This is a genomic window from Sphingomonas sp. R647, from assembly GCF_020177055.1.
Taxonomy (GTDB): domain Bacteria; phylum Pseudomonadota; class Alphaproteobacteria; order Sphingomonadales; family Sphingomonadaceae; genus Sphingomonas.
On sequence record NZ_JAIQXT010000001.1, the window covers coordinates 380,830 to 401,860 of the forward strand.

The window sequence follows — 21,031 nt, forward strand, 5'->3', positions numbered from 1 at the left end:
GAAAGCCGACGCGCGGCTTTGACCCGTTCCTCACCAGAACCGGACAGTCTGCAAACGGCCAGGGAACGGACGTACGCCAGACACTCGCCTAACGCGGACTAATGCCAGGTTGCAAATGGGCCGAAAGTGGGACCAAACTCAGCCAGTCGCCAATTTGCATGATATTTCAATGGCGTGCGGAGCAAGCTGGCGGAGAGAGTGGGATTCGAACCCACGGTGGGCTTCCACCCACGGCGGTTTTCAAGACCGCTGCCTTAAACCACTCGGCCATCTCTCCGCGCGGCTTGCGCCTTAGTGCTTTCGACGTGTTTTCCGCAAGAGGGCGTGTTTTCACCGCCTAAGGGGGTTCATGCCCGCCGCGCCGTGTGGCAGAGACATGCCATGCGTAGCTTCAAGTCTTCGATACGGCGGTTCATCCTGGTTGGAACGGCAGTCCTGGCGGTCGCCGTTGGCGGCGCTCCTGCGGTCGCGCAGGATGAGGCGGGGTTCCAGACCTATATCAACGGCCCGCTGCGCGAGCAGGCGCTGCGCGAGGGGGTGAGCGCGCGGACGCTCGATGCGGTGCTGCCTTCGCTCACCTACAACCCGCGCGTGATCGAGCTGGACCGCGATCAGCCGGGCAGTTCGACGGCGGCGATCCCGGCCTTCGCCCCCTACAAGGCGCGCCATGTCGATGCCGCGCGGATCAATCGCGGACGTGAGACCTATCGCCGGCTGCGTTCGAAGCTGGAGCGCGTCGAGCGAGAGACCGGCGTACCCGAATCGATCATGGTCGCGATCTTCGGGCATGAGACCAACTACGGCAGCTACACCGGCGGGTTCGACTTGCCGCGCAGCCTAGCCACGCTTGCGTACGAAGGTCGCCGCCGCGATCTGTTCGCTGGTGAGTTCATCGCGACGATGAAGATGGTCGACCGCGGCGTGCCGCGCGAATCGCTCAAGGGCAGCTGGGCGGGTGCGTTCGGCTATCCGCAATTTCTGCCTTCGGTCTATCTCCGCCTCGCGCGCGATGGCGATGGCGATGGTGTCGCGAACATCTGGTCAAACGAAGCCGATACGCTGGCGTCGATCGCGAACTATTTTGTCGCATCGGGCTGGCGTCCGGGTCAGCCCTGGGGGGTCGCCGTCAACGTCCCGTCCAGCCTGAACCGCACGGCGCTGGTCAACGGCACCGTTCCGACCCGCTGCACACGGGTGTTCGAGCGGCATTCGCAGTGGCGGAGCATGGCCGAATGGCGCGCGCTGGGCATCGTCCCGCAATCGGGCAGCTGGCCCGCCGATCATGTTCAGGCGACGCTGCTGGAACCGGACGGCCCCGGCAAGACCGCCTATCTGCTCACCGGCAATTACCGCGTGATCCTCGATTATAACTGCTCCAATTTCTATGCGCTTTCGGTGGGGTTGCTGGCTGATGAAGTCGAACATTAGTGCCATCGCCGCCGCCGCGTTGCTGGCGGGGTGCAGCGGGGGCGGGGGCCTTGAGGAACTGCCACCGGCACCTGCCGCGCCGCAGGAGGCTGCACCATCCGGCCCCGGCGCCGGCTATGGCGCACCGTCCGGACCCGAAGGCGGCCCCGATATCGGCGAAGGACCGCAGGGCAGCTCGCGCCTGCGCCCCGGCGAGGAACGCTATGACCGCGTCGGCTATGCCGGTTATGCGGGCGCGGGGGAGGGCGTGTTCGCGCTCAGCGGCGTGCTGCCGCAGGGCACCCATGCCGAGGTTACCGCACTCGACACCGGCAAGACGATTCTCGTCCTGATCCGCGGGCAGGGGACTGGCTTGATCGAGCTGTCCGGCGGCGCCGCGCGCCAGTTGGGCGTCACCGGCAACCCGCCGGTCCGCGTCCGCCGCGTCAGCGTCACCGGGCAGGATGCGACTGCGCTCGCCGCCGGCCAGCCCGCGCCGATGCGCGCCGATGCACCGCCAGCGCTGCTCGCCGGCCTCCGCCGTCGCTTGGGCGACACCCCGCGCGAGACCGTGTCGACACCGCCACCGCGCCCGGCGACCCGACCTACGCCGCGCCCGACCCAGACAGCCCCCGCCACCCGCGGCCTGTTCGTTCAGGTCGCCGCGCTCTCCAGCGCCGCCCGGGCCCGCGCGCTCGCCGACACGCTGGGCGGCATCGTCCGCCCCGGCGGCGGCGTGTATCGCGTGCAGCTTGGCCCCTATCCCAACAGCAGCGCCGCCGAGCGCGCGCGTGCCGATGTCGCGCGTCGCGGCTATGGCGACGCGCGCATCGTTTCGATCCCCTGACCCTCAAGCCCTTGGACCGACAAAGCCCCATGAAGAAGTTCCTGCTCGCCGCCACCGCCTTCTCGCTCGTGCTCGCGCCCGCCACCGCGCAGACGCCCCCGTTCGAGACGGCTGCCCCGGTCGCCTATCTTGAGGATCTGTCGTCGGGCGCGGTGCTCTATGCCAAGGACGCCGATCGCCAGATGCCGCCGGCGTCGATGGCGAAGATGATGACCGCCTATGTCGCGTTCGACCTGATCAAGCAGGGCAAGCTGAAGCTGTCCGACATGGCCGATGTCCGTCCGGAGACGTGGCGAAAATGGCATGGTCCGTCAGCGGGTTCGACCATGTTCCTGTCACCGGGTCAGAAGGTCAGCGTCGAAAATCTGCTCAACGGCATCATCGTCGTGTCGGGCAATGATGCGTGCGTCGTGCTCGCCGAGCATCTCGCCGGGACCGAGGAAGCGTTCGTCAATTTGATGAACCAGAAGGCCAAGGAAATCGGCCTCAACAACAGCCGCTTCGGCACCTCCAACGGCTGGCCGGATGCCGGCCGCACGATGGTCACCGCACGCGATCTGGCGAAGCTCGCCAAGGCGACGATCAGCAACCACCCCGAGCTCTACAAGCGCTTCTATTCGAAGGAGAGCTTCACCTTCGGCAGCACCATGGGTGGGGCGCCGATCACCCAGGCGAACCGCGACCCGCTGCTCGGCCGCGTGCGCGGGTCGGATGGCCTCAAGACCGGCCATACCGAAGAGGCCGGCTATGGCTTTACCGGGTCGGCGGAGCAGAATGGCCGCCGTCTGGTCATGGTCGTCGCCGGGCTGACGAGCTTCAACGCGCGCATCGAAGAGTCGGTCAAGTTCATGGACTGGGGCTTCCGCGCATGGTCCTCGCGCAAGCTGGTGACCAAGGGCCGCACGGTCGAGCAGGCGGATGTCCAGCTCGGCGATGCGGCGCAGGTCGGCCTCGTTGCACCTCGCGATCTCGCCATCGCCATTCCCTCGGGCGCCAACCCCAATCTGCGCGCGACCGTCGTCTATCAGGGCCCGATCAAGGCGCCGATCAAGGCCGGCCAGCATATCGCCGACCTCGTCGTCACCTCGCCCGGCCTGCCCGAACAGCGCCTGCCGCTGGTCGCCGCCGCCGATGTCGGTGAGGCGGGCTTCTTCGGTCGCATGTGGGCGGGCCTCATGTCGCTGTTCGGCGCGTGAGGGGCGTCTTCCTCAGCCTCGAAGGCGGGGAGGGCGCGGGCAAGTCGACCCAGGCAAAGCGGCTCGCCGCCGCGCTTGAGGCGCGGGGAATCCACGTCGTGCTCACCCGCGAACCGGGCGGGACCGAGGGGGCAGAGGCGATCCGCGGCCTGTTGATGCAGGGCGCGGTGACTCGCTGGAGCGCGCACACCGAAACCCTGCTGTTCGCCGCCGCGCGCGCGGATCATGTCGAAAAGCTGATCCGCCCGGCGGTCGAGGCGGGCAGTTGGGTGGTGTGCGACCGTTATGTCGATTCGACCCGCGCCTATCAGGGCGCGCAGGATATCGACGACGCCGCGATCCTCGCGCTGCACGGCTTCGGGTCGAAGGGCCTGTTGCCCGACCGCACGCTCGTGCTCGATCTGCCCGATGGCGCAGGCCATGCCCGCTCGCTGGATCGCGACGGCGGCGCCGCCGATCGCTTCGGCGCGCGCGGGCCGGACTTCCACGCCGCCGTCGCGGCGCAGTTCCGCCGCATTGCTGCAGCAGAGCCGGATCGCGTGCGTCTGATCGACGCCTCGGGCAGTGTGGATGACGTCACGACGTCACTGATGGGCGCGTTGTCCGACCTGCTGCCATGACGTCAACCGGCCCCAACGCCGCGGCAAAGGCCGCATTTCGCGCCGCCATGTCGAGCGGGCAGCTGCATCACGCGTGGTTGATCGCGGGCGCAGAAGGGCTGGGCAAGGCGACCTTCGCCCGCGCCGCCGCCGCGCGACTGCTGGCCGAAGGGGCGGGGCAGGTCGCACCATCGGATGACTTCGACCTCCCCGAGGACAACCCTACCCGCAAGCTGATCGAGTCGGGCGCACACCCCGATTACCGCGCGCTGATGCGCCTGCCCAAGGACCCCGACAAGCCGGGTGAGAATATCGCGCGGTCGATCAACATCGCCCAGATCCGTGCGCTCAACCCGATGTTCGCGACCAAGCCGAGCATGTCGAGCCGCCGCGTCATCGTGATCGACGCGATCGACGATGTCGAACGCCCGGGTGCCGCCAACGCGCTGCTCAAGAACCTCGAAGAGCCACCAGCGGGGACGATCTTCCTGCTGGTCAGCCATTCGCCGGGGCGCCTGCTCCCGACGATCCGCTCGCGTTGCCGCGTGCTGCGCTTCGATCCGCTGCCCGACAGCGAGGTTGCCTCCGCAGTGCGCGCGGCGCTGCCCGAGGCAAGCGCGGCGGAGGTCGAGGCGCTGGTCCGCGCGGGGCAGGGGTCGCCCGGTCGCGCGCTCAGCTTCGCCGGCCTCGATCTCGCATCGATCGACAGCGAGATGGCGGCCATCGCGGCGCGCGGCGATCCCGACAACGCGATCCGCGCCCGCCTCGCCCGCACGCTTGGGTCGAAGGCGGCACAACCGCGCTACGAGGCGTTCCTCGCCCGCGTCCCCGCCTTCGCCCTCGCCGAAGCACGCGGACGGCACGGCGCAGCGCTGGCCGAAGCGATTGCGGTCTATGAAGCCGCGTCGCAACTCGGCCCGGTCGCGCTCGCCCAGTCGCTCGACGCACAGGCGACGGTGTTCGAAATGGGCGGCATCCTCGCACGCCTGGCGAAGCGCTGACTGCTTTCGCCGCCGCGCAGAAGCCGCTAGAGCGCCCCAATGTCCGAACCTTACTACATCACCACCGCGATCCATTACCCCAACGGTAAGCCGCATATCGGCCACGCCTATGAGATGATCGCCGCCGACGCGATTGCCCGGTTCCAGCGTCAGGCCGGGCGCGACGTGCGCTTTCAGACGGGCACCGACGAGCATGGCCTGAAGATCGCCCAGACCGCCCGCGCCCGCGACCTGACCCCGCGTCAGCTTGCGGATGAAATGTCAGCCTATTTCAGCGATATGGCGCGCGATCTGAATATTTCACATGATCGTTTCATTCGCACTGTCGATCCGGATCACTATGCCGCCAGCCAAGCGATCTGGGCCGCGATGGAGGCCAAGGGCGACCTGTATCTCGACCGCTACGAAGGCTGGTATTCGGTCCGCGACGAAGCGTTCTATGAAGAGAAAGAGCTCACCGAAGGGGAGGGCGGCGTCAAGCTGTCGCCGCAGGGCACCCCGGTTGAGTGGACCGCCGAGGAAACCTGGTTTTTCCGCCTGTCGAAGTACCAGCAGCCCTTGCTTGATCTGTACGCGGCGCAGCCGGACTTCATCCGCCCGGAGCGCTCGCGCAACGAGGTCGTGAAGTTCGTCGAGGGCGGGCTGATCGACCTGTCGGTCTCGCGCACCAGCTTTGACTGGGGCGTGCCGGTGCCGAACTCGCCCGGCCATGTCATGTATGTCTGGGTCGACGCGCTGACCAATTACCTCACCGGCACCGGCTATCCCGATGCAGGAAGCGATCTCGCGCGCTACTGGCCCGCCAATCTGCATCTGATCGGCAAGGACATCACCCGCTTCCACGCGGTCTATTGGCCCGCCTTCCTGATGTCCGCCGACCTGCCGCTTCCGCAGCAGGTGTTCGCGCACGGCTTCATCCTCAACCGCGGCGAGAAGATGTCGAAATCGACCGGCAATGTCGCCGACCCGATGGAGCTGACTCGGCTCTATGGGGTCGATGCGCTGCGCTATTTCCTGTTGCGCGAGGTCGCGTTCGGCAATGACGGCAGCTTCAGCGATGAAGCGATCGTCACTCGCGCAAACGCAGATCTGGCGAACAGCTTCGGCAATCTCGCCCAGCGGACCTTGTCGTTCATCGCCAAGAATCTCGAAGGCGCGCTGCCCGAGGCGGGCCGCAGCGACCCTGCCGATGCCGAATTGCTCGCAACGATCGAAGAGGCGAGCCGCGAGTTCCGTACCGCGTTCGACAACCTCGCGCTCAATCAGGGGCTGGAGGCATGGATGCGCGCAGTGTTCGCCTGCAACCAATATATCGATGTTCAGGCCCCGTGGGCGCTGCGCAAGACCGACCCGGAGCGGATGCACGCCGTCCTCGGCACGCTGGTTCGCGCGATCCGCGACCTCGCGATCCTCGTCCTGCCGGTAATCCCCGAATCCGCCCGCAAGATCCTCGACCAGCTCGGGCAGGACGGTCGCGACCATGCCGCGCTCGACAACAAGGGCTGGTATGATGAAGCCGTGACGTCAGGCTTCCGCCTCGATCCGCCGACCGGCGTGTTCCCGCGCCTCGTGCTGGCAGAGGAAGCGACCGCATGAGGCTCGCCGACAGCCATTGCCACCTCAACTATAAGGGACTGGCTGAGGATCAGGACGCGGTTCTCGCCCGTGCCCGTGAAAGCGGCGTCGTGGCGATGCTCAACATCGCGACGCGCGAGCGCGAATGGGACGAGGTGCTGGCCACCGCCGAGCGCGAAAGCGACGTCTGGGCAACGGTCGGCATCCACCCGCATGAGGCGGACGAGCATCCGCATATCGACACCGCCAAGCTGCTGTCGCGCGCTACGCACCCGCGCGTCGTCGGCATCGGCGAGACCGGGCTCGACTATTATTACGACCATAGCGACCGCGCCCAGCAGCAGAAGAGCTTCCGCTCCCACATCGCAGCCAGCCGCGAAACCGGCCTGCCACTGATCGTCCATACCCGCGATGCGGAGGAGGACACGGCCAACATCCTCGCCGAGGAGATGGGGAAGGGGGCCTATCCCGGCGTGATCCACTGCTTCACAGCCAGTGGAGAATTTGCCGACAAGGCACTGGAATTAGGCTTTTATATCTCCATATCCGGCATCGTGACGTTCAAGAACGCCCGCGACCTTCAGGAAACCGCCGCGCGGCTGCCACTCGACCGGCTGCTGATCGAAACCGACGCCCCGTTCCTCGCCCCCGTCCCGCATCGCGGCAAGACCGGTGAACCAGCGTTCGTCGCCGACACCTGTCGCTTCCTCGCGCGATTGCGCGGCATGGACGCCGAGGAACTGGCCGAGGCGACCCGCGAAAACTTCCACCGGCTGTTCGCAAAGACACTGACGACCCCGTGAAGGTCCGGATCCTCGGCTCAGGCACGTCATCAGGCGTTCCCCGCATCGGCAACGACTGGGGCAGCTGCGACCCGACCGACCCGCGCAACCGCCGCACCCGCGCCTCGATCCTGGTCGAGGCGGGTGCCACCCGCATCCTCGTCGACACTAGCCCCGACCTGCGCGAGCAGCTGATCGCCGCCAATGTCGCGGATATCGACGCGGTGATCTGGACGCATGATCACGCCGATCACTGCCACGGCATCGACGATCTGCGCCAGCTGATGCACCTGCGCGGTGCCCCGGTGCGCGGCCTCGCCGACTGGAAGACGCAGGAACGGTTGCGTGATCGCTTCCGCTATGTGTTCGAAGGGGGAGGGCCATACCGCCCGACCGCGACGATCGAGCCGTTGCGGGACGGCATGACGATCGGCGACATCATTGTCCGCACGGTCGATCAGCCGCATGGTGGCATCACCAGCGCCGGATTGCGCTTTGAACATTCTGGCAAGTCAGTCGGCTATGCCACTGATTTCAATATATTCACCAACGAAATGGCGTCGCTCTACAGCGACCTCGACCTGTGGGTCGCCGATGCGCTGCGCCGTGAGCCGCACCCGACCCATCCGCATCTTGCACAGACACTGGCATGGGCGCAGCAATGTGGTGCGCGCCGCACGGTTCTCGTTCATATGGATCACTCGATGGACTATATGACCCTGAAGGCCGAGCTGCCCACCGGGGTCGAGCCGGGCCATGACGGCATGGAGTTGCACGTTTGACCGAGTCCCAGATCATTCAGCTCGTATCGCTGGTCGGGTTCCTCATTCTGGTGCTGGGCTCGCTCAGCATCCGCAACATGCAATTCAGTTTCATCGTCAAGACGGTGATCGGCTGGGCGATCATCGCCGGCCTGATTACCCTCGTTGTGATCAACAAAGACCGCATTCTCGACCAGCTTCAGGTCATCGGGGCCAGCAGCGGCTTGTCCGACCCGGCGCCCGTCACCGGCGCGGGATCGGTCAGCATCCGCCTGTCGCCCGACGGCCATTTCTGGGCGCGCGCGACGATCAATGGTGTCGAACGCCGCATGCTGATCGACAGCGGCGCGACGGTGACGGCGATCAGCGAGAGCACGGCGCGCGCGGCCGGGATCGACTATACTGATGGAGCGCCGGTTCAGGTGTCGACCGCCAACGGCGTCGTCAACGCACGCCGCGCCAATGTCGGGCGGGTGGCGGTGGGCGCACTCAGCACCGAAGACCTGACCGTATTCGTCGCGCCCAGCTTCGGCGATCTCGATGTGCTGGGGATGAACTTCCTGTCACGCCTCAAATCGTGGCGGGTGGAGGGGAACGTGCTGATCCTCGAACCCAACCCAAGCTGAATTTAACATAATGTATATTATCGGACTTAGGCCATGAGCGAGCAGACGGTCTCCCCCGCGCCGGACAGCACCCAGATCGAGTCCCCCGGCATCGAGCGCCTGATGGCGATCATGGCGCGGCTGCGTGACCCGGTGACGGGCTGCGAATGGGACACCGTCCAGACCTTCGCCACGATCGCGCCCTACACGATCGAGGAAGCCTACGAGGTGGCCGACGCCATCGCGCGCGCCGACCTGACCGACCTCAAGGACGAACTTGGCGACCTGTTGCTCCAGGTCATCTTTCACAGCCGTATGGCGCAAGAACTCGGCGCGTTCGACCTGTCCGACGTCATCACCGGCATTTGCGACAAGATGGAGCGCCGCCACCCGCACATCTTCCGCGGCGCCGAGAACGGCGGCCATCACCTGTGGGAACAAATCAAGGCCGAAGAGCGGGGGAGCAAGGGAACGAGCGGGGCACTCGACGGCGTTGCGATCGGCCTCCCCGCCCTCACCCGCGCCGAAAAGCTGCAAAAGCGCGCCGCGCGCACCGGATTTGACTGGGCCGACCCGGCGGATGCCCGCGCCAAGGTCGACGAGGAGCTGGCAGAGGTCGAAACCGCGACCAGCGACGATCACCGCGCCGAGGAGATCGGCGACCTGCTCTTCGCCACCGTCAACTGGTCGCGCAAACTTGGCATCGATCCCGAAGCCGCATTGCGCGCCGCCAACGCCAAATTCGAACGCCGCTTCCGCGCGATGGAGGCTCAGGCGGGCAACGCGTTTACCGGCCTGTCGCTTGACGAAAAGGAAGACCTCTGGGGCGCCGTAAAGGCGAGCGAGTGATCGCTACCCCCACCCGTTTGCCCTGAGCCTGTCGAAGGGCAGCTCCAGACATCTCTATCACGCATCGTGCTTCGACAAGCTCAGCACAAACGGAGATTTGTCAGAACGCCGGCGCCGCCTGCGGCTCCACCACCATCAGCGTGGTCCCGTCATATTTCTCGGACTCCGGCAAAAACAACCGGCTGATCGCGAACTCGCGCTCGGTCAGTGCCAGGTTCTTGAGGCCGTCCACCTTGAACGTCCCGAACTTCTCTTCACGCGGGATCACGAAATCGCGCGAAATGACCTGCGCGTCGACATAGAGAGACCCGGCGCGGGTGTAGAGAATGTGCGGTGCCAGCACCATGCGCGTGCGATTATAGATCGCGTTCATGCATTTCTGCCTGACGATCCCCTCCAGCACGATCGGCGTTGGGTTTGGCGGAGACTCCGCCCCCTTCTCGGTATCCATCATGACAATATGGCAATGATGCTGCATCGCAGCAAGTCAGGACGCACCGCTTAAGTGAAATTACGGACGCTTCGTCCTAATCCTTGCGCCACGGCAGGTTAATCAGCCACGGCTTGGGCCGCCCGGTCGGCTTGGCCGTCCCGTCGATCCGCTCGGCACGCAGGATCCTCACACGCTGCAGGATCATCTGCCCGCGCATCTCCTCGCGCCCGCCGCCGGTCGGCATGCCCAGGATCTTGCGCACGACATCCATGCCGCCGATCACGCGCCCGAACGCGGCATAGCCGAGCTTGCCCGGTCGCGCGTCTAGCGTCGGATTGTCGCCGACCATGATCGAAAAATTGCCATGCGCCGAGTTGGGAGCAATCGATCGCGCCATCGAAATCGTGCCGCTCAGATGCTTGATGCCGGTCTTGCTGGTCGGCTCAAGCGCCACGGACGGCAGTATCCGCCGTGCATCGGTGCCGATCCCGCCCTGGATAAAGCCGTTCGCCGGATCGCCCTTGCGCCGCGCCGCGCGATAGAAATGGGTGCCCTCCAGCCGCCCGTCATCGACATAGCGCAGGAAGTTCGCGACCGTCAGCGGCGCCCGCCGCGCATCCAGCGCCAACGTCACGGTCCCCGCGCTGGTCACCAGCCGCACCCGCACCACCGGCGGTTCCGACGCCGGTCCCGCCGAAACAAGCAGCATCGCCGCGAGCCCCAGCACCACCCCGCGCCGTGGCGTCATCCGTTGCGCACCTCGAACCGCTCATGGTCCTTGGGCGCCATCCGCACGTCGTAGATCGCGGTCTCGCCGTCGATCCAGTGGTCGACCACCTCGCCATGCTGGTGCAGCCATGCCGCCCCTGCCCCATCGGCGGCCGCGAGCGTGACCTGATAGCGGCGATGGCCATGCGTCAGCCGCGCCGCGACCTTCGCGATCAGGGCATCGACCCCCTCCCCGCTCAGCGCTGACACCGCGAGCACATCGTCGCGCTTCGCCGCATCGCCCAGCACGTCCTCACGCGCTTCGCCATCGAGCAGGTCGAGCTTGTTCCACGCCTCGAACCGTGGCGTCTCGGGCGCAACGCCGATGTCCTTGAGCACCGACTCGACATCGTCGCGCTGCGCCTCGCTGTCCGGGTGCGCAATGTCGCGGACATGGATCAGCAAGTCCGCCGACACCACTTCCTCCAGCGTCGCCTTGAACGCGGCGACCAGCTGAGTCGGCAGTTCGGACACGAACCCCACCGTGTCCGACAGGATCGCTTTGTCGATCCCGGGCAGCGAAATCTGCCGTAATGTCGGATCCAGCGTCGCGAACAGCAGATTCTCCGCCATGACGTCAGCACCGGTCAAGCGATTGAACAGCGTGGATTTTCCGGCATTGGTGTAGCCGACCAGCGCAATCACCGGCCACGGCGCCCGCTGCCGCCGCTCGCGATGCAGCCCGCGCGTGCGGCTCACCGACTCAAGCTCGCGCTTCAGCCGCGCCATGCGGTCGCGGATCAGGCGGCGATCCGCCTCGATCTGCGTTTCGCCCGGGCCGCCAAGGAAGCCGAAACCGCCGCGCTGGCGCTCAAGATGGGTCCAGCTGCGCACCAGCCGCCCGGCCTGGTAGTCGAGATGCGCCAGCTCGACCTGCAACCGCCCCTCGGCCGTGCGCGCACGCTCGCCAAAGATCTCGAGGATCAGGCCGGTACGATCGATGACCTTGCAGCCGAGTGCGGTTTCAAGATTGCGCTGCTGCACCGGGGTCAGCCCCGCGTCGAACACGGCGAGCGTGAGGTCGCGGTCGCGCACCGTCTCGGCCAGCGCCTCGACCTGTCCCGACCCAATCAGCGTGCCCGGCTTGGCCGCGCGGATGCGCAATGCCACCCGCTCGACCACCTCGACCCCGATCGCGACCGCAAGGCCAGCGGTCTCCTCCAGACGCGCCTCGGCGTCGCGCGTTGATCCGCCAAGGTCGGGATAGACAACCACTGCCCGCGCGCCCCGCGTGAACTCGTCGGGGTCGCGCTCGAAACCGGTACTCATAAATCTGCTTTCAAGGCGATCAGGCTTCCTCGCCTTGATCGGTCAGGTCCAGCGGATGCGCTGGCTGAATGGTCGACACCGCATGCTTGTACACCAGCTGATACGCGCCATCGCGCTGGAGCAGCATACAGAACAGGTCGAACGCCGCGATCCCGCCCTGCAACATCACGCCATTGACCAAGAACATGGTGACATTTTCCTGCTGACGCTTGACCGCGCCAAGGAAAATTTCCTGCAAAACCGGGTTCTTGGACTGGGTATCTGGCACCGCATCGACGATCGACGCGACATCGACCGCGCCCGACGGCATGATCGTCGAAATCGCATGCTTGTAAATCAGCTGCGACTGGCCGTCGCGGCGGAGCAGCACGGAAAAATTGTCGAACCAGGTGACGATGCCCTGCAATTTGACGCCCTTGACCAAAAACATGGTCACCGGGGTCTTGGACTTGCGAAGCGCGTTGAGGAAAAGATCCTGAAGGGATGTCTGCTTGTCGGCCATGATGCAGCTCACTGTTCTTGGCGGGATTTTCCCGCAATCGCGCCGTTTCCCGGCGTCGGATGCGCGCCACCCAGCGGCGCGTTTGGGGCAATGTAGGTATTGCCCCCCACAACGTCCATAGGTGTGCGTGGCAACGCCGAGACGTCGGCGCGATCAGCCGCAACTCACTCCTCGTCGCGCGCCTCATGGATGCCGAGCAGCTTCAGCTTTCGGTGCAGCGCCGACCGCTCCATCCCGATGAAATGCGCCGTGCGAGAGATGTTGCCCGAGAAGCGCTTGATCTGGATGCGCAGATATTCGCGCTCGAAACTCTCGCGTGCCTCCTTCAACGGTGCGCCCATGATCGTAGCCGCGCCCATCCCGCCGTCATCGCGGCGTCCGAGGATTTCGGTCGGCAGCATATCGATGTCGATCCGTCCGATCCGGTCGCCCGGCGCCATGATGACCGTCGCCTCGACCACGTTGCGCAGCTGGCGGACATTGCCCGGCCATTCATAGCTTTGCAACGCGACCAGCGCATCACCCGCGACTTCAGGGGTCGGCACGCGCCGCTCGGTCGCGTAGTGCGCCACGAAATGCTCGACCAGAGCGGGAATGTCTTCGCGCCGCTCGGTCAGCGGCGGAATCGGCACCGGCACGACATTGAGCCGGTAGAACAGGTCCTCGCGGAACCGCCCCTCGGCAATCTCGGTCGTCAGGTCGCGCCCGGTCGCTGAAACCACGCGCACATCGACCTTGACCTGCCGTTGCCCGCCGACCCGGTTGAACTTCTGTTCGGTCAGCACGCGCAGGATCCGCCCCTGCGTCGTCAACGGCATATCGGCGATCTCGTCCAGGAACAGCGTCCCGCCATGCGCCTGTTCCAGCAAACCGGGATGGACCAGGTCGCCATCCTCGACCCCGAACAATTCCTCCTCGACCCGCTCCGGCGTCATCCGCGCCGCGCTGACGATCACGAACGGGCCGTTCGCGCGGTTACTCCATTCATGCAGCAGGCGCGCGGCGACTTCCTTGCCGGTGCCGGGACCGCCGGTGATCATCACCCGGCTTCCCGTCGCCGCCACCCGCTTCAACGTTGCGCGCACCGCATTGATCGCCCCCGATGTACCATGCAGGTCGTTGCTGCGCCCCACCGTCGCGCGCAGCGACGCGACTTCGCGCCGCAGCCGCTCGGTTTCGGTCGCGCGTTCGACCAACAGCATCAGTCGCTCGGCCTCGAACGGCTTTTCGATAAAGTCCGATGCCCCGCGCCGGATCGCGGCGACCGCAGTGTCGAGATTGCCATGGCCTGAAAACACCAGCACCGGGATCGACGCGTCGCGCCGCTTGATTTCGTCGAGCAGGTCCAACCCATCAAGCCGCGACCCCTGCAGCCACACGTCGAGCAGGACAAGGCTCGGCCGGCGCTCGGCGATCGCTTCCAGCGCTGCATCGCTGTCGGCGGCGCTGCGCGTCTCATAGCCCTCATCCTCCAGCACGCCCGCGACCAGTTCGCGGATATCGGCCTCGTCATCGACGACCAGGATATCGAGTTTCATCACATGTTTCCGTTCTTGGTCGGGGTCAGCGCGGCAAGGCCCGCTCCACCCGGTTCCGTGTCGTCCGTTCCCCCGGTTCCCACCAGTCGCTCGAGCGTCGCGGTGTCGAAGCACAGGGTCACCACCGTCCCCCCGCCCGCGCGATCGGCAAACGCCATCGTGCCGAAATGCTCCTCGACGATCTTCTTGACGATCGCGAGGCCAAGGCCGGTGCCCCGCGCGCGCGTCGTCATATACGGCTCGACGATCCGCTCGCGCTCGGCGGGCAGGCCGATGCCGTTGTCGGTGATTTCGATGATCAGCTGTGCGTCGGCCGCCTCGCGCACCTGCATGCTGATCTCGCCCGCCGCGTCGGTCTCGCCCTCGCCCGTACGCGCCTCGATCGCCTCGACTGCATTCTTGACCAGGTTGGTCAGCGCCTGCCCAAGCTGGCGGCGGTCACATACCAATGGCCGCACCGTGTCGGGCGCCTCAAATCGGAACTGGATATCGGGCTTGGCCACTTCGTGCAGGAACAGCGTCTGGCGCGCGACGTCGATGATCGATTCCTCGCGGAAGATCGGCTTGGGCATCCGCGCAAACGACGAGAATTCGTCCACCATCCGCCGCAGATCGCCGACCTGCCGCACGATCGTATCGGTCAGCTTGGCAAAGGTGCCGTCATCGCCCTCGATCTTCTTGCCATAACGCCGCTGCAGGCGTTCGGCGGCGAGCTGGATCGGGGTCAGCGGGTTCTTGATCTCGTGCGCGATCCGCCGCGCGACGTCGGACCAGGCCGCGCGCCGCTGGTCGAGCAATTGCTGCGTGATGTCGTCGAAGGTCAGCACCTGCCCGGCCTCATCGCGGGTGATCTTGACCGCCAGCGTCCGCGCCTCGCCCCCGCTGGTCAGCTGCACGATATCCTCGCGCGTCTCCCCGCCCAGCACTGCGTCCAGCTCCGGCGCGACCTCGGCGAGCAATTTGCCCACCGGCGCATCGCCGGGCTGCAGCAACGCCATCGCCGAACTGTTGATCAGGCGAATGCGCCGCTCGGAATCGATCGACAGCACCCCCGCCGTCACCCCCGACATCACCGCCTCGATCAGCGCGCGGCGGCTTTCGGATTCGGCATTGGCATCGACCAGCGCATTGGTCTGCTCCTGCAACCGGTCGGTCATGCGGTTAAACGCGGTGGCAAGCGTGCCGATCTCATCATCCGCCCGCGGCGTCGGCACCCGCGTAGCCAGATCGCCCGCAGCGACGTCGCGCGCCGCTTTCACCAGATCGCCCACTGGGCGGACGAGGCGGTCCGCGATCTGAAGCGCAGCCCACACGGCCACGCTGACGATGAGCAGCGACAGCAGCAATAGCGCGACGTTGAACTGAAGCTGGATCGTCCGCGACCGGTCCGTGAGCGCACGGTAATCATTCACTAGGCTGTCAGCGCGCTTCATCTGCGCGGAGATGTCGCCAAGATCAAAGAATCGTGCCGCGTAAATGTACAGGTTCGTTTCGGGTATCCGCGTGATCGACCAGACCCGGTCCCCCTCGATCCCCGACACGATTGGCTGGCGCGCGGACACCTTCAGCGCCGCAGTAGGATCGATGTCCTTCTCCAGATCACCTTCGCCCGGGTTGGCAATCGCAAGAATTGACTTGGTGCCCTCGCTCGACACCGAAAATATTGCAGCCTGATTGAGGCTGCGAATGAAAACCTGCTGCCCGAAAAAGAACTGAAACTCCCGACTGTCCATTGGCGCTTGCTTCAGCGCTGAGGACACGTCCCCCGACATTGGCGCGATATTTTCATCGACGAACCCGGTAATTCGACGTTGTGATTGTTGTGCAAGTACCTGCGCGTTTTCAAGCATTCCACGCGCACGGTCGGAATACCAGAACTCGACGCCATATTGGAACAGCAGCGATGCGACGATCGACACAAAGATCGTCGGCACGCTCGCCACGATCGAAAAGATCGCCACCAGCCGCACATGCAGCCGCGCCCGCCCGCCCAGCGGCGACCGGGCCGCACGCCGCATCGCCACGCGCCGCCCGACCAGCACGATCAGCGCCACCAGCGGAATGAGGTTGCCGACCAGCAACAGCGCGACCAACGGCGGGGTCAGCAACCGCTGCGAACCCGTATTCCCGCTCACCACGAAATAGCTGGTAATCAGCACCGCCAGCGCGATGCACAGCACAAGGAGTTCGACAAATGGGGTAATGCTCAGCCGCCAGCGGGGCAAACCCGCATCCGTCAGTGGCTTGGCAGCAACATCCATCGTGACATGGCTACAACATCATTGTTGCCATGAAAACACACTTGTCGCTCGACTTGTCGCTAAGCGGGATCGTCCAGCCGCCCGCCGACATCGATCCCCAGCGTATCCAGCCGCTTGCGCAACGTATTCCGGTTAATCCCCAGCGCCCGTGCCGCGCGCAGCTGGTTGTGCCCGTGCCGCGCGAGCATCGCCTCGATCAGCGGCCGCTCGACCTCGCCGATGATCCGGTCATACAGCGTGCCGTCCTCCAGGACCGCCGGCTCCTCCGCCGCCAGCCGGGTCAGTCGCGCGATCACCGCCGCCTCGATCCCCGCATCGCGCGTCGGCGCGGCAAGCCCGCTGCCCTCGCCCAGCATCGCGCGCACCGCGTCGCCGTCGATCCACTCATCGCGGTGCAGCGCGGCCATGCGCCGCATCAGGTTCTCCAGCTCACGGACATTGCCCGGCCAGTCATGCGCCTCGAGCACCGCAATCGCATCGTCGCCGACATGCTTGCGCGGCAGCCCATCCTCGACCGCGCGATCCAGGAAATGCCGCGCCAGCAACCGAATATCCTGCCGCCGCTCACGCAGCGCCGGCAGCGCGATCGGCACGACGTTGAGGCGGTAGAACAGATCCTCGCGGAACTGCCCCGACACCACCTGGTTCATCAAATCCTTGTTGGTCGCCGCGACGATTCGCACATCCGCCCGGATCGCCCGCGCCCCGCCGACGGTGGTGAACTCGCCCGACTGCAACACGCGCAACAGCCGCGTCTGCGCCTCCATCGGCATGTCGCCGATTTCATCGAGGAACAGCGTGCCGCCGCTCGCCTGCTCAAACTTGCCCGCGACGCGCGCCGCGGCACCCGTGAACGCGCCCTTTTCATGCCCGAACAGCTCGGCCTCGATCAGCTCGCGCGGGATCGCCGCCATGTTGATCGCGACGAACGGCGCCCGCCGCCGTGGCCCCAGGTCATGGATCGCCTGCGCCACCAGCTCCTTGCCGGTCCCGCTCTCGCCGGTAATCAGCACGGTCAGCTCGTTGGAGACAACCCGCGCGATCACGCGATACACGTCCTGCATCGCCGGCGAGCGCCCGATCAGCGCCACCGCCTGCTCCTCCGACGCGGGCAGGTCATCGACCAGCCGCCGCCCCCGCGCCAGCGCGCTCGCCACCGTCGCGGTCAGCGCATCCAGGTCGAACGGCTTGGGCAGATAGTCGAACGCCCCCGCCTCGGTCGCGCGCACCGCAGTCGACAGCGTATTCTGCGCCGACAGCACGATCACCGGCACATCGGGCATCTCACCGGTAAAGGTCGCCACGAAATCCAGCCCATTGCCATCGGGCAGCACCACATCGGTCACCAGCACATCGGGCCGCGCCGCCGCCAGCTCGCGCCGCAACTCGCCCAGCGACGCCGCCGCCGTCACGCGATGTCCCGCGCGCCGCAGCGCCTGCGTCACAACCATGCGGATCGCGGCGTCATCGTCGCAGATGAGGATCGAAGCGCTCAACCGTCCGCCCTCGGCAAATTCACCCGAAACACCGTCATCTCCGGATCACCCGCGCGGGCATATTCGACCACGCCGCCCATATCGCGCACCAGCTTCTCGACCAGCGGCAGCCCCAGCCCCTTGCCCTCGGGCTTACCCGACACAAACGGCTCGAACAGATGGCTGGCAATGTCCGCCGGCGCTCCCGGGCCATTATCGGTCACCGAAAACTCGATCGGCAACCACCGACGCGGCTGATCCGGCCCCGGCCGCATCGCGACGCCATGACGGTATTGCGTGGACAGGATGATGCGCGGCTCGGCCACATCGCGCAGCGCCTCGGCGGCGTTCTTCAGCAAATTCATCGCGATCTGGAGGAACGCGTCCTTGTCCATCATCACCGGGGGCAGCGACGGGTCGAACCGTTCCTCGATCACCATGCCCCGCGCAAACCCGGCCAGCGCCACGCGGCGGGCATGGTCGAGCAGCGGATAGATATTGTGCGGCGCCAGCTTGGGCGGGCGCGTGTCGGTGAAATCCTGCATCCGGTCGATCAGCGCGGCGATGCGATCGACCTCGGTCGTGATCAGCTGGGTCAGCTCCGCCCGCGTCTCGGCGTCGTCATCCCCCGCCAGCAACTGCGCCGCGCCGCGAATCCCCGACAGCGGGTTCTTGATCTCATGCGCCAGCATCGCCGCCGCGCCCACCGCCGCGCGCGCACCCGCACTGCGATCCGCACCCACCGACAGGCGGCGTGACGTCGGCGCCTGATGCAGCGTCACGATGCGCCAGCCGGGATGTTCGGTAATCGGCTGCTCGATGAAATCGACGCGCGTGCGCGGCGAGCGGGTCGGCTCGATCTCGACATCGAACGCGGCAAAGCCATGCCCGTCGCGCCGCCCGATATAGCCCTCGGGCAGCGCAAAGATGCGATCCAGCCGCTGCCCCAGCATCGCCTTCTCGCTATGGTTCAGCAGATGCTCGCACGCGATATTGGCGCGTGTCACGCGATCCTGCGGGTCGAGCACTAATGCGGCGCACGGAAGTCCGCCGAAAATCTCGGTCAGGTCCGGCTCACCCGGCTGCGGCGGCGGCCTCAGGCCGCTTCGCGTGACGGCCATGATCCCAAAGCAGGCATGCCGCGGAACGGCGCGTAGAATTCGTCGAGCATGCCCAGCACGGTCGCCGCCTTCGGCTCCTGGTTCACCTTGTTGCGGAACTCCGCCGATCCGGGCAGCCCCTTGGTGTACCAGCCGATATGCTTGCGCATCAGATTGACGCCGGTCATCTCACCATAATGATCGAGCATCATCGCGTAATGCTCTGCGATCAGGGCATATTGCTCGTCGATATCGGGGTCCGCCCGCTCGCCCGCGCCCGACAGCGCGTCCATCACCTGCCGCAGCACCCACGGCTTGCCGTAAGCGCCGCGCCCGATCATCACGCCATCCGCGCCCGACTGTTCCAGCGCCGTGCGCGCATCCTCAACCGTGCAGATATCGCCATTGACGATCACCGGGATCGACACCGCATCCTTGACCTTGCGCACGAACGCCCAGTCGGCGCTGCCCTTGTACATCTGGTTGCGGGTGCGGCCATGGACCGTCACCATCTTCGCACCCAGCTCCTCGGCGACGCGCGCCAGCTCGGGCGCGTTCAGGCTGTCATGGCACCACCCCATGCGCATCTTGACCGTCACCGGCACCGACACCGCCGTGACGCACGCCTCGATCAGCTTGGCCGCCAGATCCGGCACCCGCATCAGCGCCGAGCCAGCGTCGCCATTGGTCACCTTGCGCACCGGACAGCCCATGTTGATGTCGATGATCGCCGCACCGCGATCCTCGTTCAGCTTCGCCGCCTCCCCCATTTCATAGGGGGTACAGCCGACCAGCTGCATCGACACCGGCTCCTCGATCGGATCCCACGCCGCCTTCTGCACCGACTGCCGCGTCTCCCGGATCGCCGCCTGGCTCGCGATCATCTCGGTGACATTCAGCCCCGACCCATAGCGCCGCACCAGCCGCCGGAACGGCAGGTCTGTGACGCCAGTCATCGGCGCCAGAATCACCGGCGTCTCGACCGTCACCGGCCCGACCTGGATGGGGTTCAACATCGTCATCTGTGCCCGAAAAATAGGCACGAGCGCCTACAGCGGCAAGGGCGGGGATGCAAGCGCGACCGCCTGTGCCATCCCCTTCTTCTTAAGCCCCTCCCGCTTGCGGGAGGGGTTGGGGAGGGTCTTCTTCTTGTTAAGCATTGACGCTAATTTGCTCGTCCCGGGTTAGACTTGGCATCTTTCTCTGCGCGTTTACGCGCCTCGAACGCTTCAAGATCGAAGGGCGAGGGTCGCCCGACTGCTCTCCGGCGATCAATGATGCCAGCAACGCCCGTGCCTTGGCATCATGCTCCTTGTGCATTCCTATGTGCACCCAAGGAGAATCCCCTATTTAACGACACGCGGTTGTTCATCCCCGGAGCATTGCATTGCGCACGCCGGGGAGCCAGAAAAACCAGATGGCAAAACTTCCCTGCAATGACTGCGGAACTCTGATCTTACCCACTACCGCCGAAAGCACCGGCGGTGTCTGTATGGCGTGTAAGCAAGGGATCCGAAAAGACATCGAAGCATCCCGCGCCTTTTACGAGGCGCAGAAGCGCTACGATCCCTTTCGCGAACTCTGGAAATCACTAGTCGAACGGAGCCGTGACAATGCAGCGCTCAGAGACTGGGCCGTCGCGGAGCAGCTTTATTTCTCCGTCTGCCTACTCGAAGGTGAGATGTATAATGGCGGATTCGATCAGTATTTTTCGAACAGCTCCGGAGACTATTATAATTTTGCCGTTGATGGACTGAGTGCGATTCAAGCGGAGGTCTCACTAGGTCTCGCCAGAGAGGCGGCGGAGGTGCTGTTTGGTCGGCGCGGGCCTCCACCGAGACAGGAAGAGCGCTGGCGCGTAATGTCTTCTAAGACACGCCAGCTCACCGACGTGGTGACGCGACGCCGTCGAGCCGCGCGCCTGGAGATGTTGGACAAGCAGTTCTATGAGGACAGCGACGGCCTCAGCGATCGCCTGAGAGCCTATGCGGAACAAGAGGGACTGATTCTCCCCTTCGAGCGCGACCCCGCCAAACATTGAGTCCGGCTTAGCGGAGAACTTT

The 21,031-nt window shown here is 65.7% G+C and carries 20 protein-coding genes and 1 tRNA gene; 11 read left to right on the plus strand and 10 right to left on the minus strand.

The genetic code is table 11. The annotated features are described in order from the left end of the window. Positions 1-187: 187 nt before the first annotated feature. Positions 188-277: transfer RNA gene (locus tag K9B35_RS01685), tRNA-Ser, on the minus strand. 104 nt (positions 278-381) lie between these two features. Here K9B35_RS01685 and K9B35_RS01690 point away from each other — a divergent pair. The 10 genes from K9B35_RS01690 to mazG are packed head-to-tail and all read left to right on the plus strand — an operon-like array spanning position 382 to position 9,622. Continuing rightward, positions 382-1,428: a lytic transglycosylase domain-containing protein gene (locus tag K9B35_RS01690; protein WP_224920070.1), complete on the plus strand. Its 1,047-nt coding sequence runs from the start codon at positions 382-384 to the stop codon at positions 1,426-1,428. Further along, positions 1,412-2,254, plus strand: a complete 843-nt coding sequence (locus tag K9B35_RS01695; protein ID WP_224920071.1) for an SPOR domain-containing protein — start codon at positions 1,412-1,414, stop codon at positions 2,252-2,254. Before K9B35_RS01690 ends, K9B35_RS01695 begins: the two co-directional genes overlap by 17 nt. A 29-nt stretch (positions 2,255-2,283) precedes the next feature. Further along, positions 2,284-3,450 (plus strand): D-alanyl-D-alanine carboxypeptidase family protein, encoded by a 1,167-nt coding sequence (locus tag K9B35_RS01700; RefSeq protein ID WP_224920072.1) that lies wholly within the window; start codon positions 2,284-2,286, stop codon positions 3,448-3,450. Further along, a complete protein-coding gene (gene tmk / locus K9B35_RS01705) occupies positions 3,447-4,070 on the plus strand; it encodes a dTMP kinase (protein ID WP_224920073.1) in 624 nt (207 codons plus the stop codon). The genes K9B35_RS01700 and tmk overlap by 4 nt, the downstream gene beginning before the upstream one ends. Then, a complete protein-coding gene (locus K9B35_RS01710; RefSeq protein WP_224920074.1) occupies positions 4,067-5,050 on the plus strand; it encodes a DNA polymerase III subunit delta' in 984 nt (327 codons plus the stop codon). The genes tmk and K9B35_RS01710 overlap by 4 nt, the downstream gene beginning before the upstream one ends. Before the next feature lie 39 nt (positions 5,051-5,089). Next, positions 5,090-6,646 (plus strand): methionine--tRNA ligase, encoded by a 1,557-nt coding sequence (metG, locus tag K9B35_RS01715; protein WP_224920075.1) that lies wholly within the window; start codon positions 5,090-5,092, stop codon positions 6,644-6,646. After that, positions 6,643-7,428: a TatD family hydrolase gene (locus K9B35_RS01720; protein WP_224920076.1), complete on the plus strand. Its 786-nt coding sequence runs from the start codon at positions 6,643-6,645 to the stop codon at positions 7,426-7,428. Before metG ends, K9B35_RS01720 begins: the two co-directional genes overlap by 4 nt. Next, positions 7,425-8,189 carry an MBL fold metallo-hydrolase gene (locus tag K9B35_RS01725; RefSeq protein WP_224920077.1) on the plus strand — a complete coding sequence of 255 codons (765 nt, stop codon included), beginning with the start codon at positions 7,425-7,427 and terminating at the stop codon, positions 8,187-8,189. Before K9B35_RS01720 ends, K9B35_RS01725 begins: the two co-directional genes overlap by 4 nt. After that, a complete protein-coding gene (locus tag K9B35_RS01730) occupies positions 8,186-8,794 on the plus strand; it encodes a TIGR02281 family clan AA aspartic protease (RefSeq protein ID WP_224920078.1) in 609 nt (202 codons plus the stop codon). Before K9B35_RS01725 ends, K9B35_RS01730 begins: the two co-directional genes overlap by 4 nt. Positions 8,795-8,827: 33 nt before the next feature. Further along, positions 8,828-9,622 (plus strand): nucleoside triphosphate pyrophosphohydrolase, encoded by a 795-nt coding sequence (mazG, locus tag K9B35_RS01735; RefSeq protein ID WP_224920079.1) that lies wholly within the window; start codon positions 8,828-8,830, stop codon positions 9,620-9,622. Positions 9,623-9,722: 100 nt separating this feature from the next. Here the strand turns inward: mazG and K9B35_RS01740 are convergent, their stop codons facing one another. The 9 genes from K9B35_RS01740 to dusB all read right to left on the minus strand — a co-directional run bounded on the left by K9B35_RS01740 (position 9,723) and on the right by dusB (position 19,990). Then, positions 9,723-10,073, minus strand: a complete 351-nt coding sequence (locus K9B35_RS01740) for a hypothetical protein (protein ID WP_224920080.1) — start codon at positions 10,071-10,073, stop codon at positions 9,723-9,725. Positions 10,074-10,149: 76 nt separating this feature from the next. After that, entirely contained in the window at positions 10,150-10,803 is a 654-nt protein-coding gene (locus K9B35_RS01745) for a peptidylprolyl isomerase (RefSeq protein ID WP_224920081.1), read from the minus strand. Next, complete coding sequence (hflX, locus tag K9B35_RS01750) at positions 10,800-12,092, minus strand: GTPase HflX (RefSeq protein WP_224920082.1); 1,293 nt, start codon at positions 12,090-12,092, stop codon at positions 10,800-10,802. The genes K9B35_RS01745 and hflX overlap by 4 nt, the downstream gene beginning before the upstream one ends. Before the next feature lie 19 nt (positions 12,093-12,111). Further along, a complete protein-coding gene (gene hfq / locus K9B35_RS01755) occupies positions 12,112-12,621 on the minus strand; it encodes an RNA chaperone Hfq (RefSeq protein ID WP_224920491.1) in 510 nt (169 codons plus the stop codon). Positions 12,622-12,758: 137 nt separating this feature from the next. After that, positions 12,759-14,132, minus strand: coding sequence for a sigma-54-dependent transcriptional regulator (locus K9B35_RS01760; RefSeq protein ID WP_224920083.1), 1,374 nt, complete (start codon positions 14,130-14,132; stop codon positions 12,759-12,761). Then, on the minus strand, positions 14,132-16,393 hold the full coding sequence (locus tag K9B35_RS01765; RefSeq protein ID WP_224920084.1) for a sensor histidine kinase NtrY-like: 2,262 nt from the start codon (positions 16,391-16,393) through the stop codon (positions 14,132-14,134). Before K9B35_RS01765 ends, K9B35_RS01760 begins: the two co-directional genes overlap by 1 nt. Positions 16,394-16,452: 59 nt before the next feature. Beyond that, on the minus strand, positions 16,453-17,889 hold the full coding sequence (ntrC, locus tag K9B35_RS01770; protein WP_224920085.1) for a nitrogen regulation protein NR(I): 1,437 nt from the start codon (positions 17,887-17,889) through the stop codon (positions 16,453-16,455). Beyond that, positions 17,886-18,989: a two-component system sensor histidine kinase NtrB gene (locus K9B35_RS01775; RefSeq protein WP_224920086.1), complete on the minus strand. Its 1,104-nt coding sequence runs from the start codon at positions 18,987-18,989 to the stop codon at positions 17,886-17,888. Before K9B35_RS01775 ends, ntrC begins: the two co-directional genes overlap by 4 nt. Next, positions 18,965-19,990, minus strand: a complete 1,026-nt coding sequence (gene dusB / locus K9B35_RS01780) for a tRNA dihydrouridine synthase DusB (RefSeq protein WP_224920087.1) — start codon at positions 19,988-19,990, stop codon at positions 18,965-18,967. Before dusB ends, K9B35_RS01775 begins: the two co-directional genes overlap by 25 nt. 395 nt (positions 19,991-20,385) lie before the next feature. Here dusB and K9B35_RS01785 point away from each other — a divergent pair, with 395 nt between their 5' ends. After that, positions 20,386-21,009, plus strand: a complete 624-nt coding sequence (locus K9B35_RS01785; RefSeq protein WP_224920088.1) for a DUF4375 domain-containing protein — start codon at positions 20,386-20,388, stop codon at positions 21,007-21,009. Positions 21,010-21,031 lie beyond the last annotated feature (22 nt).

Excerpts from the sequence above, each read along its gene's own strand:
- K9B35_RS01775 (WP_224920086.1), bottom strand. The coding sequence starts at position 18,989 with ATGGCCGTCACGCGAAGCGGCCTGAGGCCGCCGCCGCAGCCGGGTGAG.
- K9B35_RS01700 (WP_224920072.1), top strand. The coding sequence starts at position 2,284 with ATGAAGAAGTTCCTGCTCGCCGCCACCGCCTTCTCGCTCGTGCTCGCG.
- K9B35_RS01745 (WP_224920081.1), bottom strand. The coding sequence starts at position 10,803 with ATGACGCCACGGCGCGGGGTGGTGCTGGGGCTCGCGGCGATGCTGCTT.
- K9B35_RS01690 (WP_224920070.1), top strand. The coding sequence starts at position 382 with ATGCGTAGCTTCAAGTCTTCGATACGGCGGTTCATCCTGGTTGGAACG.
- K9B35_RS01785 (WP_224920088.1), top strand. The coding sequence starts at position 20,386 with ATGGCAAAACTTCCCTGCAATGACTGCGGAACTCTGATCTTACCCACT.
- K9B35_RS01710 (WP_224920074.1), top strand. The coding sequence starts at position 4,067 with ATGACGTCAACCGGCCCCAACGCCGCGGCAAAGGCCGCATTTCGCGCC.
- K9B35_RS01760 (WP_224920083.1), bottom strand. The coding sequence starts at position 14,132 with ATGAAACTCGATATCCTGGTCGTCGATGACGAGGCCGATATCCGCGAA.
- metG (WP_224920075.1), top strand. The coding sequence starts at position 5,090 with ATGTCCGAACCTTACTACATCACCACCGCGATCCATTACCCCAACGGT.
- K9B35_RS01695 (WP_224920071.1), top strand. The coding sequence starts at position 1,412 with ATGAAGTCGAACATTAGTGCCATCGCCGCCGCCGCGTTGCTGGCGGGG.
- mazG (WP_224920079.1), top strand. The coding sequence starts at position 8,828 with ATGAGCGAGCAGACGGTCTCCCCCGCGCCGGACAGCACCCAGATCGAG.
- K9B35_RS01720 (WP_224920076.1), top strand. The coding sequence starts at position 6,643 with ATGAGGCTCGCCGACAGCCATTGCCACCTCAACTATAAGGGACTGGCT.
- hflX (WP_224920082.1), bottom strand. The coding sequence starts at position 12,092 with ATGAGTACCGGTTTCGAGCGCGACCCCGACGAGTTCACGCGGGGCGCG.
- K9B35_RS01765 (WP_224920084.1), bottom strand. The coding sequence starts at position 16,393 with ATGGATGTTGCTGCCAAGCCACTGACGGATGCGGGTTTGCCCCGCTGG.
- dusB (WP_224920087.1), bottom strand. The coding sequence starts at position 19,990 with ATGACGATGTTGAACCCCATCCAGGTCGGGCCGGTGACGGTCGAGACG.
- K9B35_RS01740 (WP_224920080.1), bottom strand. The coding sequence starts at position 10,073 with ATGGATACCGAGAAGGGGGCGGAGTCTCCGCCAAACCCAACGCCGATC.